Raw genomic sequence first — 18,965 nt, forward strand, 5'->3', positions numbered from 1 at the left:
GGCGCGGCTCAGGCACGGCTTCCCGTCAGGTGCGCGAACACCACCACGTTGCCCTGGTACCCCGTCGTCGGCGAGTAGCCGCCGCCGCAGGTGATGACGCGCAGTTCCGGGCGGCGGGCCGCGCCGTAGACCTTCTCGTCGGGGAAGTCACGGGCCGCGTACACCTCCACCGCGTCCACGCTGAACACGGCCACGGAGCCGTCGCGGCGGTCCACCTCGATGCGGGCGTCCCGCCTGAGCGCGCCGAGGTTGTAGAAGACGGCGGGCCCCTCGGTGTTGTCGACGTGCCCGGCGACGATCGCGGTGCCCGTCTCGCCGGGCAGGGTGCCGGCCTCGTAGTAGCCGGCCAGGTTGTTGTTCCGTGCGGGCGGCACGTCCAGGCTGCCGGAGGCGGTCAGGGCCAGGCCCATCAGCGGGGCGTTCACGCGGATCGCCGGTATGCGGATGCGGGTGGGCGGCGAGGGGGCCAGGGCGCGGGCCGCGGGGGGCTCGCCGCCCGGGTCGGGGCGCCCCTCCGCGGTGGCGGGCTGCGGCGGCGTGTGCGTCCCGGTGCCGCCGCCGAGCAGCCACACCCCGGTGCCGAGGGCCACGACGGTGACCGTCGCTATCGCGGTGTCGCCGAGCCGGGCGCCGCGGCCGCGGCCGGCGCGGGCGCGGCGCCCGGCACTTCTGGCGCTTGTGCGCATGTCGATCCCTCTCCCGGGGGCGGACCCCCGAAAATCCCCGCCCCCTCCGGGCCGCGAGGGGCATCGGACCCGGAGGGGGCGGGAAGTGCGGTACCGGCGGACGGACAGCGGAGGGTGTCCGTCAGATCCCGTCGCCTCTCGCCCGGCGATGCAGGAGCCAGGTACCGCCCGCGGCGGCGACGGCCAGCGCCGCCACACCCGCCGCGGTGTGCACGGGGTCGGGGCCGAGTGCGCCGCCGACCCCCGTCTTCAGACTTCCGTGCGGCTGCACCTGCTCGTGCGCCGCGGTGAGGGCCACCACGAGGTCGCCCGTCACCCGCCGGTTGCCCTCCGCGCACGTGGCGACGATCTCGTACGTCCCCGGCTGTGCGCTCTCCGGCACCGCGAACTGGCCGATCACGTCGCCCTCGTGTGCGCTGGGCGCCAGCAGGAAGGTGCCGGCGCCGACCGCGCCCGCGTCCCCGGTCGCGCCGCCGCTGTCGCGCCCGCAGGCGGCCGTGTTCACCGTGACGTGGGTGCCCGGCGCCACCGTGCCGGGAGAGACGTCCAGGCTGCCGACGGTGCCGGCCCAGGCGGGCGCCGCGGCCGCCCCGACGAGCGCGATACCGGTCATCAGACGGGCAGTGCGGCGCATGGTGTTCCCCAGACCTTCGTGATTCGGCTGTTCGCTATCGAGGTAAGTCGCAGTCACGGGGTCCCGCCTGCTGATGACCCGTCAGGAATACGGCGAACGGGTGCCGCCCCCCGACCCCCGCACGGCCCAACCCGCGCGGGGTTTCGGCAGGTCACAGGCGTGCGAAGGGTGCACGGAAGCGGCCGGCGCGAAGAGCACCCTAATGCGGGAGCCGTGCGGCCAGGCCGTCCAGGACGACGTCGAGGCCGTACCCGAACTTGGCGTCCCGCTCCTGGGCGGGGTCCCGGACGGCCGTCGCGTCGGTGGCGGCGTAGGCGGCGGAGAGGTTGTCGTGACCGGCCGCGGCCTGCTGGGCGGCGGGCAGCAGGCGGGAGACGAACTCCGCCTCGGTGTGCCCGGAACGGGCGACCGTGGTGAGCCATGCCGCCTCGGTGGTGCTCATGCCCAGCACATAGCCGAGCAGGGTGCTGATCGCCGCGTCGGCCTGGGGGAAGCCGGCCTCGACGAACAGCGCGGCGAGCCGCTCGTTGAACGCCATCAGGTTGGGGCCCAGGTAGACGAGGCCCGCCTGGCCCATCACCGAGGACACCCACGGGTGGCGCAGTGCGGTGGCCCGGAAGGACCGCGCGGCCTCGGTGGCGGCCGCCCGCCAGTCGGCCCCGGCGCCCGCCGGCACCCGGATCTCGGCGGCGACCTCGTCCACGGCCAGCTCCATCAGCTCGTCCTTGGTGGCCACGTGCCGGTAGAGCGAGGTCGCGCCCGCGTTCAGCCGGGCGCCGAGCTTGCGCATGCTGAGCGCCTCGACGCCGTCCGCGTCCAGCATGGCGATCGCCTCGCGCACGATCGCCTCCCGGCTGAGGGACGGCTGGTCGGGCTCGCGCCGCTGTCGGGTCCAGACGGAGGGGATCGGGTTCGGGTCGGTCCGTGCGGCCATCTGCGGACTCCTCTGCGTGCCTGTTTGCGTGCGTACGTCGTTCGCATCCAGCGTACAGAGTTCAAGGGTTGCGCACACTGTTCCGGACTGCGTACAGTGTGCGCACCGAATGGAACGGTGTACGCACAGCGGGCACGCTGTACGCGCCCAGGGAGGGAAATCCATGAAGAGCAGGGAAAGCTCGGCAGGTTCGGCGGGTCCGGCAAGCCCGGAGCACGCGGCAGGCCGCAGCCCGCGCCGCTGGTGGATCCTCATCGTGCTCTGCCTGAGCACCCTCGTCCTGACGATCGACAGCATGGCGCTCACCGTGGCCGTGCCCTCGATGACCGAGGACCTCCACGCGAGCGCCCAGGACATCCAGTGGATCCTCGACTCCTACGTCCTGGTCTTCGCCGGCCTGCTGCTCACCTCCGGCAGCCTCGGAGACCGCTTCGGCCGCCGGAAGGTGATGCTGATCGGGCTGCTGCTCTTCGGAACGGCCTCACTGGCGGGGACGTTCGCCGCCGATCCGGGCCAGGTCGTCGCGCTGCGGATCGCGATGGGTGTCGGCGGGGCGCTGATCATGCCGTCCACCCTCTCGATCCTCATCACGGTCTTCGACGAGGAGGAGCGCGGCCGGGCGATGGCCGCCTGGGGCTCGGTGTCGATGCTCGGCCTGGTGGGCAGCCCCGTGCTGGGCGGGCTGCTGATCGACCACTTCTCCTGGCACGCGATCTTCTTCCTGAACGTCCCCGTCGTCGCCCTGGCCCTGCTCGCCGGTGCGACCCTGATGCCGGAGTCGAAGGCGCCGTGGCAGAAGCCCGACCCGCTGGGCGCGATCCTGTCGGCCACCGGAATGACCGCGCTGGTCTGGTGGATCATCGAGATCCCGCAGCATGGCGCGTTCGCCGCCGGCCAGCTGCCGGTGCTCGCGGCGGCGGTGCTCACGCTGGCGGGCTTCGTGCTCTGGGAGAACGTCACCGCCTCCCCGATGGTCCCGCTGGTCCTCTTCAAGCAGCGCAACTTCAGCGGCGGTTCGCTCTCCCTGGCCCTGGTCCAGATCGGCAACGGCGGTCTGATGCTGGTCCTCACCCAGTACCTGCAGTTCGTCCTCGGCTACTCGCCCATCAAGGCGGGCCTGGCCTTCCTGCCGCTGGCCGTGACCGCGATCATCGGCAACGCGGGAGGCGTGAAGCTGGCCGCGAAGACCGGCAACCGCGTGGTCATCCTCCTCGGCATGCTGATCATGGTCTCGTCCTTCGCGGTCCTCACCACGGTCGACGCCGGCTCCGGCTTCGCCGTCCCGGCGATCGCCCTGGGCCTGCTCGGCCTCGGTGCCGGTGCCGCCATGCCGGCGGCGGTCGGCGCGCTGATGGGCACGATCCCGCCGGAGCAGGCGGGCGTCGGCTCGGCCCTGAACGACACCATCCAGCAGGCCGGTACGGCCCTCGGCATCGCGATCCTCGGCTCACTGCTCGCGAGCGGCTACACCGACCGGATGCCCGCCGACGCCGCCGCCCCGGCCCGCGAGTCCATCGCCGGCGCGGTCGCCACGGCCCGCCCGGCCCTCCTCCACGCGGCCCGCGAGGCCTTCGCCTCCTCGATGACCACCACCTTCTCGGTCAGCGCGGCGGGTGTCCTGGCGGCGGCGGTATTGGCCACGGCCGTGATGCGCGACCGCAAGCCGCAGCAGCCCGCCCAGTCCCAGGAGCAGGAGCCGGAGTTGGCTGTCTGACCGGATGCGACGGGAAAGGCCGGTGCCCGCGGGGCGTCGGCCTTCCGGGCTTCCCGCCGTGAGTCGTCCAGCGGTCCGAAGGCGGTGCCGTCACCGTCGCCGGCGATGCCGTTGCGGGTACAGAATCGTTTCCGTGATCACTTCGGAACCGGGGGCCCAACTGCCCTTCTTCGTCTACGGCACCCTGCGTCCCGGCGAGGCCAACCACGACCTGTTCCTGCGCGGCCGCACCACCGCCGAGGAACCGGCCCGGCTGCCGGGCGCCGTGCTCTACGACGGGCCCGGATACCCCTACGCCGTCGAGCACCAAGGCGCGGAGATACGCGGGGAGTTGGTCACCGCGCACCCCGAGTCGTACGACGGCCTGCTCGCCGCCCTGGACCGGCTGGAGGAGTACACCCCGGGCGACCCGCGCAGCCGCTACGAACGCGTGGCCCGGCCCGTCGTACGCGCCGACGGCAGCACCGCCCCCGCCTGGGTCTACCTCGCCGCCCCGCCCGTCGCCGCCCGCCTGCGCGCCCACGGCATCCGGATCGAGGGCGGCGACTGGTGCAGGCGCTGATCAGTTCGGCTGTACGAGTCCTTGCAAGCGTTGACGCCGAACCAAAGAGGAACAGCGTGTTGTGCTCTTGACGTCCTCACCCGTGTGAGGATGGGTGATTCCCGCCTGCCCCGCCGCGCGCAGCGGTGCTTCGGGTGGGTTCCTGCTTCGTTCGCACTTGGCTTCCAGAGTACGGACGAACCCACCGAGGGATTGATCACGGACGCTCTTGCCGAGCCTGCCGCGCCGGGTCGCCATGCCCCTCACGTTCAGGTCCTCTACATAGACCGCCTGGCTCTCGCGGACGATGCGGTGGTTTCCTGCTCGATAAAGTCGCGTCGCTGGTCGGCGATGCGAGCATGAATCTTCGCGACGACGTGCTGGGCCTTGCGGCGGTTTCGATCCCTTCTGCCGACGGGACACCTTGCGTTGCGCCCGCTTGAGTTTGCGTTCCTGACGGCGGAAGAACTTCGGGGAAGCGATCTTCCGGCCGCTTAGCACTGCATAGGCGGACAGGCCCAGATCGATCCCAGTCTCCGTCTCCTCCATATTCAGTTCCGGCAGAGGGCCGGGCGCGACCTCCACCACGAAGGAGGCGAAGTACCGGCCGACTGGGTCCTTGATGATTGTCGGGCGCTCTTCTTCTGCATTCTTGGCGGACCCGTCGACGGGCCCTTGCGGGCGCTGCCTTTGGAGATGAAGAAGTTGCTGTACGCCGTCTCGAGATCGCGCAGGGACTGCTGGAGCACCACCGCTGAAACCTCGCAGAGCCGGGCTCGTTGCGGAGTCTGCTTGGCTTGCGTGATGACCTGCCGGGACAGCTCGGTCGCGCTTGGATACGGAAGCCCCTTGTCATAGGCGTCGCGCCGTAGACGCAGGGCGTCGTTCCATACGGCGCGGGCGCGCCCGAACGCCCTCGCCAAATGCTCGCGCTGGGAGGCGCTCGGGTACAAGCGGAAGTCGTACCGGAGCTTCACGCTGATCACCGTACGATGGCGGACTTGTGATGGAGGGCGTGTGATCGGAATTGGCAGGTGGACCCGAGCGGGGCGCCATGGCCCGGCCCGCCGTGAGGCGCACGGCGTCGGCGAAGTTCAGCGTCCCGCCGCGAGCGCCCGCGCCACCCCCGGATCCCTCGGTCCGAGGAACTGCGGATCCGGGCGGAACACCGCGTCCAGGACCGCCTTGCCGGCTGCGAACACCTCGCGGGTCCCGCCGTAGTACCAGGTCACGTCGTGCTTCTCGGCGACCCCCACCCCGTACGAGGTCACGCCCGCCGCCTCGCACAGCGCCACCGCCCGCCGGATGTGGAAGTCCTGACTGATCAGCACCGCCCGCTCGACCCCGAAGATCTTCCGGGCCCGCACGCAGGAGTCCCAGGTGTCGAACCCGGCGTAGTCGCGCACGACCCGCCCGGCCGGTACGCCGTGCCTGCTGAGATAGGCGCGCATGGCGTCGGGCTCGTCGTAGTCCTCGCGGCTGTTGTCCCCGGTCACCAGGACGACCTTCACCCGGCCCGCCCGGTACAGCGCCGCCGCCGCGTCCAGCCGGTTCGCGAGGTACGGCGACGGCTCCCCGTTCCACAGCCCGGCCCCGAACACCACGGCGACCTTCGCCGCCGGCGCGTCGGCCACCGTGCGCAGCCGGTCCGCCGTGGACGCGTACAGCCAGGTCACCGGCAGCAGCGCCAGCACACACACGGCCATCACGGCCTGCACCAGCCGCCGCTGCCCGGTACGGGTGCGCGGCAGCCGCGGTCGACGGATCCTCATACGTCACATCCCCCCGACGTCCCCGGTGAGCGGTCCCGAAGCGAGCGGTCCCGACCATGGAGGACGCCGGCGGCCCGGATCCGGTTTCGCCTCACACCGCGCAGGTGTACGACGTGAAGCCGCGGAAAATACCCGTGACGGCCAGGCAACGGCCACGCAACGTGGCCCCGGCAGGATCCCCCCATGACGGCGTCGACCCCTCCCCGCTCCGGGCCCCGCATCCGCCTGGTCCCCCCGCCCCGCCGCCGCCTGGACCGGCCCGCCCTGGTCCTGGTCGCCCACGGCAGCCGGGACCCGCGCGCGCTCGCCACCGTGACGGCCCTCAGGGACCGCGTACGCGAGCTGCGCCCCGGGCTGTCCGTCCGCCTCGGCCACATCGAGCTGAACGCGCCGCTCCTGCCGGACACCCTCGCCGCGCTCGGCGGCGCCCCCGCCGTCCTCGTCCCGCTCCTGCTCAGCCGGGGTTACCACGTCAAACACGACATCCCCGCGATGGCGGCCGAGGCGCGGGCGCACGCACGCGTGGCACCCTCGCTCGGCCCGCACCCGCTCCTGGCGGAGGCCCTGTACGACCGCCTGCTGGAGGCCGGCTGGCCGACGGCCCCGGACGAGGCCGAGCGCCGCTCCGGCGCGGTGGTCCTGGCCGCGGCGGGCTCCCGCGACCCCGACTCGGCCACGGACACCCGCCGAACCGCCCGCCTCCTCGCCGACCGCCTGGGCGTCCCCGTCCTCCCGGCCTACGCCGCGGCGGCCGGCCCGACGGTCCCGACAGCCCTGCGCACCCTGGCGGCGAGGGGCCGTCACCGGGTGGCGGTCGCGTCCTGCTTCACCGCCCCGGGCCGCTTCGCGACCCAGTGCGCGGCCGCGGCGCCCTGGCTCGCCTCGGCCCCGCTGGGGGACCATCCGGCGATGGCCCGGCTGATCGTGCGGCGTTACGAGCAGAGCCTGGTGACGCCGTCGGCGCAAGCCGCCTGAGGGGGAGCGGCCTGCCTGGCTTACTGTCGAGCCATGGAAGGCACCGCACCGAACGGAATCTACGGCTCCACCTCGGCCGAGCGCTACGCCCCCGAACCCGACAAACGCCCGGGCCGCACCGCCTTCCAACGGGACCGGGCCCGCATCCTGCACTCGGCCGCCCTGCGCCGCCTCGCCGGCAAGACACAGGTGGTCACCCCCGGCACCCGCAGCCAGGCCTGGGACGCCAGCCCCCGCACCCGGCTCACCCACTCCCTGGAATGCGCCCAGGTGGGCCGCGAGCTGGGCGCGGCCCTCGGCTGCGATCCCGACCTGGTCGAGGCGGCCTGCCTCGCCCACGACCTCGGCCACCCGCCCTTCGGCCACAACGGCGAGCAGGCCCTGAACGACTTCGCGGCCGACTGCGGCGGCTTCGAGGGCAACGCCCAGTCCCTGCGGCTCCTCACCCGCATCGAGCCCAAACGGTTCGTAGCGGAACGTTCCGTCGGCCTCAACCTCACCCGCGCCACCCTCGACGCCGCCACCAAGTACCCCTGGCCGCGCGGCGCCCACCCCACCGACCCCGCGTCGCGGAAGTTCGGCGTGTACGAGGACGACCGCCCGGTGTTCGACTGGGTCAGAGGCCCGGCGCCGGGCACCCGCACCTGCTTCGAGGCCCAGGTCATGGACTGGTCGGACGACGTGGCGTACTCGGTGCACGACGTCGAGGACGGTCTGCACGCCGGTCACATCGACCCCAACTGCCTGTACGCCGAGTCCGAACGGCAGGCGGTGTTCGAGGTCGCCGTCGGCCGCTACGTCCCGGCGGACACCGACCCCGCCGAGCTCTCCGCCGCCCTCGACCGCCTCCAGGACGCGGAGTGGTGGCCGCACGGCTACGACGGCACCGCGGTCGCCCAGGCCCGGCTGAAGGACGCCACCAGCCAGCTCATCGGCCGGTTCTGCCTGGCCGCCGAGGGCGCCACGCGGGCCGCGTACGGCACCGGCCGGCTCACCCGCTACGGCGCCGAACTCGTCGTGCCCCGCGAGGCCCGGATGGAGTGCGCGGTGCTCAAGGCGGTCGCGGACCGTTACGTCATGCAGCGCGCCGAGCAGGAGCGGGAGCGCGCGGACCAGCGGGTGATCGTGGCCGAGCTGGCGCAGGCGCTCACGGTCCGCGCGCCGGACGGTCTTGATCCGCAGTTTCGGGCCCTGTTCGACGGGGCAGGCGACGACCACGCGCGCAAGCGGGTGATCGTCGACCAGATCGCCTCCCTCACGGACGTGTCCGCGCGGTCCCTGCACGCGAGACTGACGGGGCATATGTGAGAGGAAAGTGACCCGCGGTGGCCTGATCGGGTCACTCCCTCTTCCCGCAGGACGCTCCGTGCGGGACGCTCACACATGGCGACATCCTTACGAGGAGGCATCAAGTGGTCGACGCGGATCAGACATTCGTCATCGTCGGGGGCGGTCTCGCCGGAGCGAAGGCGGCCGAGACGCTCCGGGCGGAGGGCTTCACCGGCCGGGTGATACTGATCAGCGACGAGCGCGACCACCCGTACGAACGCCCGCCGCTGTCCAAGGGCTACCTGCTCGGCAAGGAGGAGCGCGACAGCGTCTTCGTGCACGAACCCGCCTGGTACGCGCGAAACGACGTCGAGCTGCACCTCGGCCAGTTCGTCGACCGCATCGACCGCGCGGCGAAGACGGTCCGCTTCGGCGACGACGGCACCCTCGTCCGCTACGACAAGCTGCTGCTGGTCACCGGCGCCGAGCCGCGCCGCCTCGACATCCCGGGCACCGGCCTCGCGGGCGTGCACCACCTGCGCCGGCTCGCGCACGCCGAGCGGCTCAAGGGCGTGCTGGCCTCGCTCGGCCGGGACAACGGGCACCTGGTGATCGCGGGCGCCGGCTGGATCGGCCTGGAGGTCGCGGCGGCGGCCCGCGAGTACGGCGCGGAGGTCACGGTGATCGAACCGTCGCCGACCCCGCTGCACCACGTGCTCGGCCCCGAACTGGGCAACGTCTTCGCCGAGCTGCATCGCGAGCACGGCGTCCGCTTCCACTTCGGGCGCCAGCTCACCGAGATCGTCGGCCAGGACGGCATGGTGCTCGCGGCCCGCACCGACGACGGCGAGGAGCACCCGGCGCACGACGTCCTCGCGGCGATCGGCGCGGCGCCCCGGACCGGTCTCGCGGAGGCGGCCGGGCTGGAGATCGCCGACCGGGCGCACGGCGGCGGCATCGTCGTGGACGAGCGGCTGCGCACCTCCGACCCCGACATCTACGCGGCGGGCGACGTGGCGAACTTCCCGCTCCCCCTGTTCGGCACCCGGCTGCGGGTGGAGCACTGGGCGTGCGCCCTCAACGGCGGCCCGGCCGCCGCCCGCGCGATGCTCGGCCAGGAGATCAGCTACGACCGGGTGCCGTACTTCTTCACCGACCAGTACGACCTGGGGATGGAGTACAGCGGCTGGGCGCCGCCGGGGTCGTACGACGAGGTGGTGATCCGGGGCGACGCCGGCAAGCGGGAGTTCATCGCGTTCTGGGTGAAGGAGGGGCGCGTGCTGGCCGGCATGAACGTGAACGTGTGGGATGTCACAGACCCCATCCAGAAACTGATCCGCTCCCGGGCCCAGGTGGACACGGACGCCCTGGCCGACCCGCACGTACCCCTGGAGGGCCTCGCCTCCTGACCATCGGGAGTGTCCCGGGGGCCCGTAGAATTCACGCGTGGCAGGACGGATCAACGACGAGGACGTGAAGGCGGTACGGGACGCGGTCCCGATCGACGCCGTGGTCTCCGAGTACCTCCAGTTGCGCAGCGCGGGCGGCGGCAATCTCAAGGGCCTGTGCCCGTTCCACGACGAGAAGTCACCGTCCTTCCAGGTCAGTCCGAGCAAGGGACTCTTCCACTGCTTCGGCTGCCAGGAGGGCGGCGACACCATCACCTTCGTGATGAAGGTGGACCACCTCTCCTTCTCGGAGGCGGTCGAGCGCCTCGCAGCCCAGGCGGGCATCACGCTGCGCTACGAGGAGGGCGGGTACAACCCGGCCCACCAGCGCGGCGAGCGGATCCGCCTGGTCGAGGCGCACAAGATCGCCGCGCAGTGGTACGCCGAGCAGCTGGCCACCAGCCCCGAGGCCGAGACCGGCCGGCTCTTCCTCGCCGATCGCGGCTTCGACCAGGCCGCCGCCGTCCACTTCGGCGTCGGCTACAGCCCCCAGGGCTGGGACCACCTCACCCGCTATCTGCGCGGCAAGGGCTTCACGGACAAGGAACTGGTCCTGTCCGGGCTGGCGCAGGAGGGCCGCCGCGGTCCCATCGACCGCTTCCGCGGCCGCCTGATGTGGCCCATCCGGGACATCGGCGGCGAGGTCGTCGGCTTCGGCGCCCGCAAGCTGTACGAGGCGGACAACGGCCCCAAGTACCTCAACACCCCCGAGACGGCGATCTACAAGAAGTCCCAGGTCCTCTACGGAGTCGACCTGGCCAAGCAGCACATCGCCAAGGCCAGCCGGGCCGTCGTCGTCGAGGGCTACACCGACGTCATGGCCTGCCACCTCGCCGGAGTGACGACCGCGATCGCCACCTGCGGCACGGCCTTCGGCGGCGAGCACATCAAGATCCTGCGCCGGCTGCTGCTGGACAACGGCTCGGCCCGGGTGATCTTCACCTTCGACGGCGACGCGGCCGGCCAGAAGGCCGCGCTGCGCGCCTTCGAGGACGACCAGAAGTTCGCCGCCGAGACGTACATCGCGATCGCGCCGGACGGCATGGACCCCTGCGAGCTGCGCCTCGCGAAGGGCGACGAGGCGGTGGCCGACCTGGCCGAACCGCGCACCCCGCTCTTCGAGTTCGCGCTGCGCCAGATCGTGAACCGCTACGACCTGGACACCCCGGCGGGCCGCGCCGGCGCCCTGGACGAGGCGGCCCCCATCGTCGCCCGGATCAAGAACAGCGGCGCCCAGCACGAGGTCGCCGTCCAGCTGGCCGGCATGCTCGGCATCCTCGACACCCAGTTCGTGGTCAAGCGCGTGGCCCAGCTGGCCCGCTGGGCGCGCGAGCGCGGCGGCCAGGGCCCGGCCCCGGCGGGCCCGCGGTCGTACGAGGCGGCCGCCCGCCGCCCCGCCACGGCGGGCCCCGCCCTCCAGCTCCGCAACCCGATCTACGCCACCGAACGCGAGCTGCTCAAACTCGCCCTCCAGCGCCCGGAGCTGGTCTCCCCGGCCTTCGACGCGTACGGCGTGGACGAGTTCACCGCCGCCCCCTACACCGCCGTACGCCAGGCGATCCTGGACGCGGGCGGCGCCGAGTCCGGCATGCAGGACAGCCAGGAGTACCTGGTCCGGGTCCGCGAGGCGGCCCCTGACGACACGGTCCGGGCCATGGTCACGGAGCTGGCCGTGGAGGCGATCATGCGCCGCACGGTCGACGAGAACTACGCGGGCGAACAGCTCGTGACCGTCCGCCGCCGCGCCGTGGAGCGCCGCGTCCAGGAACTCCAGATCACCGCCCGCCGCCTGGAAGCCGGTGGCGACCCGGCCCAACTGGCCTCCGTGCACAACGAGTTGTGGGTCCTGCAGCAGTACGACCAGTCCCTGAAGACCCGGGGCGCGGAGGCGCTGTAAAGGGGGCTAGCCCTCTTCCTGGGGCTGCTCGGGCGGTGCGATGCCGAGGTGGTCGGTGATCGCGCCGACTTGTGTGGTGAGCGTTCCGATCCGTTCCATCACCGCCACCTGGCCGGACACCAGGGCGCCGAGCAGTTTGCCGTGCTCCGCCAGCGTCTTGGTGTGGGCCTCCAGCGTCTTGCCGTGCTCAAGCTGCGTCTGCCGGAGTGCCCGCATCAGTTGCACGTCCGCCCTGCGCTGCTCCTGAAGCGCGGCCACGTCACGATCGGAGTTCACAGCGAGGTGTCGTGTGGAGGCGTGCTCCTCCCGCATTCGTGCACCTCGGCCTCCAGCGCCTCCAGACGCCGCCGCAGCTCCTCGAACTCGCTCATGCCTTCCATCCTGCCTCACGTCGGTGCGACCCAGTCCTGGCCGCATATGTCATTCGGATAGTCCAACGAGCTGAGTAACCACCCGGTCACGAGGCGAACGCAAAAAGTCACCGCACGCCCCTCGTGGCGGGGATGTGTCGTACTCCACACTGGGGGCGGTGCCCGAGTCCTCGGAGCGCAGGCCGTCGACTCTCCGCTCCCGAAGTACCGCTGCCGCACTCGGCCGGCAGCGATCATCCTGGAGGTCGCCCCCGTGCAGACCCAGACCCTCACCCAGACCGACAGCGCCACCCGTGCCACCCGCACCACCCTCGCCACCGCCACCGCGGACGAGCCGGACGCGGAGCCGGACGTCCTCGGGGCCGTGCCCCCGCAGAGCCGCGGCGACCGGCACCCGCAGGGCACGCCCGCCGAGCCGGCCGAACCGCCGGCGGACGCGCTCACGGACGAGCCCCAAGAGTCCGAGGAACCCGACGAACCCGCCGTCGCACCGGTCGCACGGGCCGAGTCCGCTGGCCCCTCCGCCGATCTGTTCCGCCAGTACCTGCGCGAGATCGGGCGCATCCCGCTGCTCACCGCCGCCGAGGAGGTCGAACTCGCCCGCCGGGTCGAGGCCGGCCTGTTCGCCGAGGAGAAGCTGGGCAGCACCCCCGACCTGGACACCGGTCTGGCGCTCGACCTGGACCGGCTCGTCGTCATGGGACGGATGGCCAAGCGGCGGCTCATCGAGGCCAACCTGCGGCTCGTCGTCTCGGTCGCCAAGCGGTACGTCGGCCGCGGGCTGACCATGCTCGACCTCGTCCAGGAGGGCAACCTCGGGCTGATCCGCGCGGTGGAGAAGTTCGACTACGCGCGCGGCTACAAGTTCTCGACGTACGCCACCTGGTGGATCCGTCAGGCCATGTCCCGGGCGCTGGCCGATCAGGCCCGCACCATCCGCGTCCCGGTGCACGTGGTCGAGCTGATCAACCGGGTCGTGCGCGTGCAGCGCCGGATGCTCCAGGAGCGGGGGTACGAGCCGACGCCCGACGAGGTCGCCGCCCACCTCGACCTGCCGCCCGAGCGGGTCAGCGAGGTGCTGCGGCTCGCCCAGGAGCCGGTCTCCCTGCACGCCCCGGTCGGCGAGGAGGAGGACGTGGCCCTCGGCGACCTCATCGAGGACGGCGACGCCGCGAGCCCGGTCGAATCGGCCGCGTTCCTGCTGCTGCGGGAGCACCTGGAGGCGGTCCTGTCCACGCTGGGGGAGCGGGAGCGCAAGGTCGTCCAGCTCCGCTACGGCCTCGCTGACGGCCGGCCCCGCACGCTGGAGGAGATAGGCCGCATCTTCGGCGTCACGCGGGAGCGGATACGGCAGATCGAGTCCAAGACCCTCAACAAGCTCCGGGACCACGCGTTCGCGGACCAGCTGCGGGGCTATCTGGACTGAAGCGGGGGGGCCGCCCGGGACGGGCGGCCCCCCCCGCGCTGTCAGTCCACCTCGGCCACCGCCTGCGCGAACTGCGCCTTGTACAGCCGCGCGTACGCCCCGTCGGCCGTCAACAGCTCGGCGTGCGCGCCCTGTTCCACGATCGAGCCGTTCTCCATCACGAGGATGGTGTCGGCGTCGCGGATCGTGGAGAGCCGGTGGGCGATCACGAACGACGTGCGGCCGTGCGCCAGTTTGGCCATGGCCTTCTGGATCAGGACCTCCGTGCGGGTGTCCACGGAACTCGTCGCCTCGTCCAGGACCAGGATCACCGGGTCGGACAGGAACGCCCGTGCGATGGTGATGAGCTGCTTCTCACCCGCGCTGACCCCCGCGCCCTCGTCGTCGATCACCGTGTCGTAGCCCTCGGGCAGGGTGCGGATGAACCGGTCGGCGTGGGCCGCGCGGGCCGCCTCCTCGATCTCTCCGCGCGTGACCTCGCGCGTGGCGCCGTACGCGATGTTCTCCGCGATCGTGCCGCCGAACAGCCAGGTGTCCTGGAGCACCATGCCGATCCCGGACCGCAGTTCGTCGCGGGTCATCCGCCGGACGTCGACGCCGTCCAGGGTGATCCGGCCGCCCGAGACGTCGTAGAACCGCATCAGGAGGTTGACCAGCGTGGTCTTGCCCGCGCCGGTCGGGCCGACGATCGCGACCGTGTGACCGGGCTCCACCGTGAGCGAGAGGTCCTCGATCAGCGGCTTCTCCGGGTCGTACCGGAAGGACACGTGCTCCAGGCGGACCCGTCCGCGCAGCTCCTCGGGCCGCTCGCCCGGTACCGGATCGGCCTCCTGCTCCTCGGCGTCGAGGAGTTCGAAGACCCGCTCGGCCGACGCGACGCCGGACTGCACCAGGTTCGCCATCGAGGCGACCTGCGTCAGCGGCATCGAGAACTGCCGCGAGTACTGGATGAAGGCCTGGACGTCACCGATGGAGAGCGAGCCGGAGGCGACCCGCAGCCCGCCGACCACCGCGACCAGCACGTAGTTCAGGTTCGACACGAACATCATCAGCGGCTGCATCACTCCGCTGTTGAACTGCGCCTTGAACCCGGCCTCGTACAGCGCCTCGTTCTGCTCGGCGAACTGCCGCGCCGACTGCTCCTGCCGGCCGAACACCTTCACCAGGGTGTGCCCGGTGTACATCTCCTCGATGTGGGCGTTCAGTTTGCCCGTCGTGCGCCACTGCTGCACGAAGTGCGGCTGGGACCGCTTGCCGACCCGGGTCGCCACCAGGGCCGACAGCGGCACCGTGACGAGGGCGACCAGCGCCAGGATCCAGGAGACCCAGAACATCATCACCAGCACGCCGACGATGGTGAGCAGGGAGTTGATCAGCTGGCCCATCGACTGCTGGAGCGTCTGGCCGATGTTGTCGATGTCGTTGGTCGCACGCGAGAGCACCTCACCGCGCTGGCGCTTGTCGAAGTACGACAGCGGCAGCCGGGACAGCTTCGTCTGCACCTGCTCGCGCAGCCGGAGCATGGTGAGGTTCACGGTCCGGTTGACCAGCCGCGTCGCGACCGCCATCAGCAGGCCGGAGGCCATGAACGTGCCGAGCGCGAGCAGCAGGACGTTGCCGACGGCCCCGAAGTCGATGCCCTTGCCGGGGGTGAACGCGGTGCTCCCCAGCATGTCCGCCACCGCGCCCTGGCCGTGGGCCCGCATCTGGTCGAGGACCTGCTGCTTGGTGGCACCGGCGGGCATCTGCCGGCCGATGATGCCGGAGAAGACCAGGTCGGTGGCCCGGCCGAGGATCTTCGGGCCGATCACGCTCAGGGCCACGCTGACGACCGTGCACAGCAGCAGGAGGCCGATCGTGACCCGTTCGGGTCTGAACTGGGCGAGGAGCCGTTTGCTCGACCCCTTGAAGTCCATGGAACGCTGGTCGGGACCGCGCCCGGCCATCATGCGCATGGGCCCGGCCATCAGGCAGCCTCCGCTTCCGTCAGCTGGGAGAGCACGATCTCCCGGTAGGTCTCGTTGCCCGCCATCAGCTCCTGGTGCCGGCCGGTGCCGACGACCCGGCCCTCGTCCAGCACGATGATGCGGTCGGCGTCCCGGATGGTCGCCACGCGCTGGGCGACGATGACGACGGTGGCCTCGGCGGTCTCCCGGCCGAGCGCCGCGCGCAGCGCCGCGTCGGTGGCGTAGTCGAGCGCGGAGAAGGAGTCGTCGAAGAGGTAGATCTCCGGGCGCTGGACGAGGGTGCGGGCGATGGCGAGGCGCTGGCGCTGACCGCCCGACACGTTCGTGCCGCCCTGCGCGATGGGCGCGTCGAGCCCGCCCTCCAGCTTGCTGACGAAGTCCTTGGCCTGCGCCACCGTCAGCGCCTGCCACAGCTCCTCGTCGGTGGCGTCGGGATTGCCGTAGCGCAGGTTGGTCGCGACCGTGCCCGCGAACAGGTACGGCTTCTGCGGGACCAGGCCGACCGTCCTCGCCAGCAGCTGCGGGTCGACCCGCTGCACGTCCACGCCGTTGACCAGGACCTCGCCCTCGGTCGCGTCGAACAGCCGCGGGACCAGCCCGAGCAGCGTGGACTTGCCGCTGCCGGTGGAGCCGATCACGGCGGTCGTCTCACCCGGCCGGGCGACCAGGTCGACGCCCTTCAGCACCGGCTCCTCGGCCCCCGGATAGCGGAAGCCGGCCGCGCGGATCTCCAGATGGCCGTGCGCGCGCAGCTCGGTGACGGGCGCCGTGGGCGGCACCACGCTGGAGTCGGTCCCGAGGACGTCCTGGATGCGCTCGGCGCAGACCTCCGCGCGCGGCACCATCATGAACATGAAGGTGGCCATCATCACGGACATCACGATCTGCATCAGATAGGCGAGGAACGCGGTCAGGTCGCCGATCCGCATCCCGCCGCTGTCGATGCGGTGTGCGCCGAACCACACGACCGCGATCGACGACACGTTCACCACGGTCATGACGATGGGGAACATCAGCGCGAGCATCCGGCCGGTGGCCAGCTGCATCTCGGTGAGGTCGCCGTTCGCCCTCCCGAACCGCTCCTGCTCGTAACCGTCCCGCACGAAGGCGCGGATCACCCGGTTGCCGGTGATCTGCTCGCGCAGCACCCGGTTCACCGTGTCGAGGCGCTCCTGCATCGACCGGAACAGCGGCCGCAGCCGGCGCACGATCAACGTGACGCAGATCGCGAGCACCGGGACCACGGCCACCAGCACCCCGGACAGCGGAACGTCGAGTCCGAGGGCCATCACGATGCCGCCGACGCACATGATGGGCGCCGACACCATCAGAGTGAACGTCATCAGGGCCAGCATCTGGACCTGCTGTACGTCGTTCGTCGTACGGGTGATGAGGGAGGGGGCACCGAAGTGACCCACCTCACGCGAGGAGAACGACTGCACCCGGTCGAAGACGGCACCGCGCACGTCCCGGCCGAGCGCGGAGGCGGTCCGCGCACCGAAGTAGACGGCGCCGATGTTGCACACCACCTGGGCCAGCGAGATGCCGATCATCAGGGCGCCGAAGGACAGGATGTAACCCGTGTCGCCCTTCACGACACCGTTGTCGATGATGTGCGCGTTGAGAGTGGGCAGGTAGAGGGTGGCGCAGGTCTGGAGGAACTGGAGCAGCACCAGCAGGGCGATGGGTTTTTTGTAGGGCCTGAGACAGGCCCGCAGGAGTCGTATGAGCACGCTGCGTCTCTCGGGGTCGGCGAAGGGGCGGTTCGGTTGCCCTTGGCCCCTATCGTCCGACACTCCACCCGCGTTACCTCAAGTGATTAACCGGCGGAGAAGCGCGTACGGCCACGCGCGCGGAAGCTCGTACGACACTTACGAGTGAAACGCCCCCGGGTGGGTCTGCTCCCGCACGGCCGTGAACTGCTGCCGCACCGCCTGACCCACCGCCAGCTCGTCGCCCGGCTCCAGCACCTGGGCCGCCGCGCCCTGCCAGGCCGGCGCGGTGCGCGGATCGAGAGTGCCCTGCGACACACCGAGCGCCCAGGCGGCCTGCCGCGCCGCGCCGATCGCCGCGTAGTCCGCCGGCTGCGGCACGACGACCTGCGCGCCGAACAGCGAGGGCGCCGAGGCCTGCACGGCGGGCAGCTCGGCCGCCTGGCCCAGCAGGAAGATCCGCCGCACGTCCACGCCCCGCCCGCGCAGCACGTCCAGGGCGTCACCGAGCCCGCACAGCATGCCCTCGAACGCGGCCCGCGCCAGATGCTCCGGCTTCATCGACTCCCGCCGCAGCCCCGCGAGCGTCCCGGCGGTGTGCGGCAGGTTCGGCGTCCGCTCACCCTCCAGATAGGGCAGCAGCACCAGCCCGTGCGCCCCCGGCGTCGACTTCATCGCCAGATCGGACAGGGCCTCCAGGTCGGCCGCGCCGAGCAGTTCGGCGGCGCCGCGCAGGGTCCGTACGGCATTCAGGGTGGTGACGACCGGCAGGTGCATCCCGGTGGCGTCGGCGAGGGAGGTGATCATCCCGGACTGGTCGGCGAGCGCTTCCGGGTGGACGGCCATGACCGACCCGGACGCCCCGAGGCTCACCACCGCGTCCCCCAGCCCGATCCCGAGCCCGAACGCGGCGGCCATGGTCTCCCCGGTGCCGGCCGAGATCAGCAGCCCCTCCGGGGTCGTACCGGCCGCCTCGGACGGGCCGATCACCTCCGGGAGCATCGCCTGGTGTCCGAGCGCCAGCTCGACCAGATCGGGCCGGTAGCCGCCGGTGGCGGCCGACCAGTACCCGGTCGAGGAGGCTCCGCCGCGGTCGGTCGTCCGGCGCACGGGGCGGCCGAGCAACTGCCACACCAGCCAGTCGTGCGCCTGGAGCAGCACGGCCGTGCGGCGGGCGTTCTCGGGCTCGTTCTTCGCGAGCCAGCGCAGCTTGGTGACCGGCGCCGCGGCCTGCGGCACGCTCCCCACGGCCTGCGCCCACGCCTCGCGCCCGCCGAGCGCGTCGAGCAGATCGGCCCCCGCGACCTGCGCCCGCTTGTCGCCGCCGACCAGCGCCGGGCGCACGGTGTTGCTCTGGGCGTCCAGCGGGACGAGGGCGTTCTGCTGGGCCGAGACCCCGATGGCCTGCACGCCCTCCAGCAGACCGCCGCCGGCGGCCTCGCCGAGCGAGAGCAGCCAGGCCTGGGGGTCGATGTCGCTGGGGCGGCCCTCCACCGGGTGCGGGGCGTAGCCCTGGCGCAGTACGGCGCCGGTGTCCGCGTCGCAGACGACGATGCGCGTGAAATCTGGCGAGCTGTCCAAGCCGGCGACTATCCCCATGCATCGAATTTTGCAGCATT

General features: G+C 71.9%; 16 protein-coding genes and 1 pseudogene. 7 read left to right on the top strand and 10 right to left on the bottom strand.

The features are described 5' to 3' along the window. Window positions 1–8: 8 nt before the first annotated feature. The 3 genes from ACZ4MF_RS00180 to ACZ4MF_RS00190 all read right to left on the bottom strand — a co-directional run bounded on the left by ACZ4MF_RS00180 (window position 9) and on the right by ACZ4MF_RS00190 (window position 2,254). A complete protein-coding gene (locus tag ACZ4MF_RS00180) occupies window positions 9–686 on the bottom strand; it encodes a class F sortase (protein WP_467488307.1) in 678 nt (225 codons plus the stop codon). Window positions 687–807: 121 nt separating this feature from the next. Next, window positions 808–1,320 (bottom strand): hypothetical protein, encoded by a 513-nt coding sequence (locus ACZ4MF_RS00185; RefSeq protein ID WP_467488309.1) that lies wholly within the window; start codon window positions 1,318–1,320, stop codon window positions 808–810. 199 nt (window positions 1,321–1,519) lie between these two features. Then, complete coding sequence (locus ACZ4MF_RS00190; RefSeq protein ID WP_467488311.1) at window positions 1,520–2,254, bottom strand: TetR/AcrR family transcriptional regulator C-terminal domain-containing protein; 735 nt, start codon at window positions 2,252–2,254, stop codon at window positions 1,520–1,522. A 163-nt stretch (window positions 2,255–2,417) separates the two neighbouring features. Between ACZ4MF_RS00190 and ACZ4MF_RS00195 the strand changes: the two genes are divergently transcribed. Then, window positions 2,418–3,968: an MFS transporter gene (locus ACZ4MF_RS00195; protein ID WP_467488313.1), complete on the top strand. Its 1,551-nt coding sequence runs from the start codon at window positions 2,418–2,420 to the stop codon at window positions 3,966–3,968. Between the two features lie 136 nt (window positions 3,969–4,104). Next, complete coding sequence (locus ACZ4MF_RS00200; protein ID WP_467489444.1) at window positions 4,105–4,530, top strand: gamma-glutamylcyclotransferase family protein; 426 nt, start codon at window positions 4,105–4,107, stop codon at window positions 4,528–4,530. Here ACZ4MF_RS00200 and ACZ4MF_RS00205 read toward each other — a convergent pair whose 3' ends face one another. From ACZ4MF_RS00205 to ACZ4MF_RS00215, 3 genes are all read right to left on the bottom strand, one after another. Next, on the bottom strand, window positions 4,531–5,058 hold the full coding sequence (locus ACZ4MF_RS00205; RefSeq protein ID WP_467489446.1) for a transposase: 528 nt from the start codon (window positions 5,056–5,058) through the stop codon (window positions 4,531–4,533). A gap of 2 nt (window positions 5,059–5,060) precedes the next feature. Next, window positions 5,061–5,486: a helix-turn-helix domain-containing protein gene (locus tag ACZ4MF_RS00210; protein ID WP_467488316.1), complete on the bottom strand. Its 426-nt coding sequence runs from the start codon at window positions 5,484–5,486 to the stop codon at window positions 5,061–5,063. 117 nt (window positions 5,487–5,603) lie between these two features. Continuing rightward, a complete protein-coding gene (locus tag ACZ4MF_RS00215) occupies window positions 5,604–6,281 on the bottom strand; it encodes a SanA/YdcF family protein (protein WP_467488318.1) in 678 nt (225 codons plus the stop codon). Window positions 6,282–6,464: 183 nt separating this feature from the next. On the opposite strand from ACZ4MF_RS00215, the gene ACZ4MF_RS00220 reads away from it, so the two are divergent. From ACZ4MF_RS00220 to dnaG, 4 genes are all read left to right on the top strand, one after another. Continuing rightward, on the top strand, window positions 6,465–7,256 hold the full coding sequence (locus tag ACZ4MF_RS00220; RefSeq protein WP_467488320.1) for a sirohydrochlorin chelatase: 792 nt from the start codon (window positions 6,465–6,467) through the stop codon (window positions 7,254–7,256). Window positions 7,257–7,289: 33 nt separating this feature from the next. Next, the gene (locus ACZ4MF_RS00225; RefSeq protein WP_467488322.1) at window positions 7,290–8,564 is read left to right on the top strand and encodes a deoxyguanosinetriphosphate triphosphohydrolase; all 1,275 of its coding nucleotides are present in this window, start codon (window positions 7,290–7,292) and stop codon (window positions 8,562–8,564) included. Between the two features lie 104 nt (window positions 8,565–8,668). Then, entirely contained in the window at window positions 8,669–9,934 is a 1,266-nt protein-coding gene (locus ACZ4MF_RS00230; RefSeq protein ID WP_467488324.1) for an NAD(P)/FAD-dependent oxidoreductase, read from the top strand. A gap of 37 nt (window positions 9,935–9,971) precedes the next feature. After that, on the top strand, window positions 9,972–11,870 hold the full coding sequence (gene dnaG, locus ACZ4MF_RS00235) for a DNA primase (RefSeq protein WP_467488326.1): 1,899 nt from the start codon (window positions 9,972–9,974) through the stop codon (window positions 11,868–11,870). A gap of 6 nt (window positions 11,871–11,876) precedes the next feature. On the opposite strand, the gene ACZ4MF_RS00240 is transcribed toward dnaG, so the two are convergent. Then, window positions 11,877–12,128: a hypothetical protein gene (locus ACZ4MF_RS00240; protein ID WP_467488328.1), complete on the bottom strand. Its 252-nt coding sequence runs from the start codon at window positions 12,126–12,128 to the stop codon at window positions 11,877–11,879. A 245-nt stretch (window positions 12,129–12,373) separates the two neighbouring features. On the opposite strand from ACZ4MF_RS00240, the pseudogene ACZ4MF_RS00245 reads away from it, so the two are divergent. Further along, a pseudogene (locus ACZ4MF_RS00245) lies at window positions 12,374–13,667 on the top strand (RNA polymerase sigma factor). A 41-nt stretch (window positions 13,668–13,708) separates the two neighbouring features. On the opposite strand, the gene ACZ4MF_RS00250 reads toward ACZ4MF_RS00245, so the two are convergent. The 3 genes from ACZ4MF_RS00250 to ACZ4MF_RS00260 all read right to left on the bottom strand — a co-directional run bounded on the left by ACZ4MF_RS00250 (window position 13,709) and on the right by ACZ4MF_RS00260 (window position 18,945). After that, complete coding sequence (locus tag ACZ4MF_RS00250) at window positions 13,709–15,634, bottom strand: ABC transporter ATP-binding protein (RefSeq protein WP_467488330.1); 1,926 nt, start codon at window positions 15,632–15,634, stop codon at window positions 13,709–13,711. Further along, entirely contained in the window at window positions 15,634–17,367 is a 1,734-nt protein-coding gene (locus ACZ4MF_RS00255; RefSeq protein ID WP_467488332.1) for an ABC transporter ATP-binding protein, read from the bottom strand. Before ACZ4MF_RS00255 ends, ACZ4MF_RS00250 begins: the two co-directional genes overlap by 1 nt. Window positions 17,368–17,505: 138 nt before the next feature. Continuing rightward, the gene (locus ACZ4MF_RS00260) at window positions 17,506–18,945 is read right to left on the bottom strand and encodes an FGGY family carbohydrate kinase (RefSeq protein ID WP_467488334.1); all 1,440 of its coding nucleotides are present in this window, start codon (window positions 18,943–18,945) and stop codon (window positions 17,506–17,508) included. Between the last annotated feature and the right edge of the window lie 20 nt (window positions 18,946–18,965).

The organism is Streptomyces sp. NPDC025793, assembly GCF_055558375.1.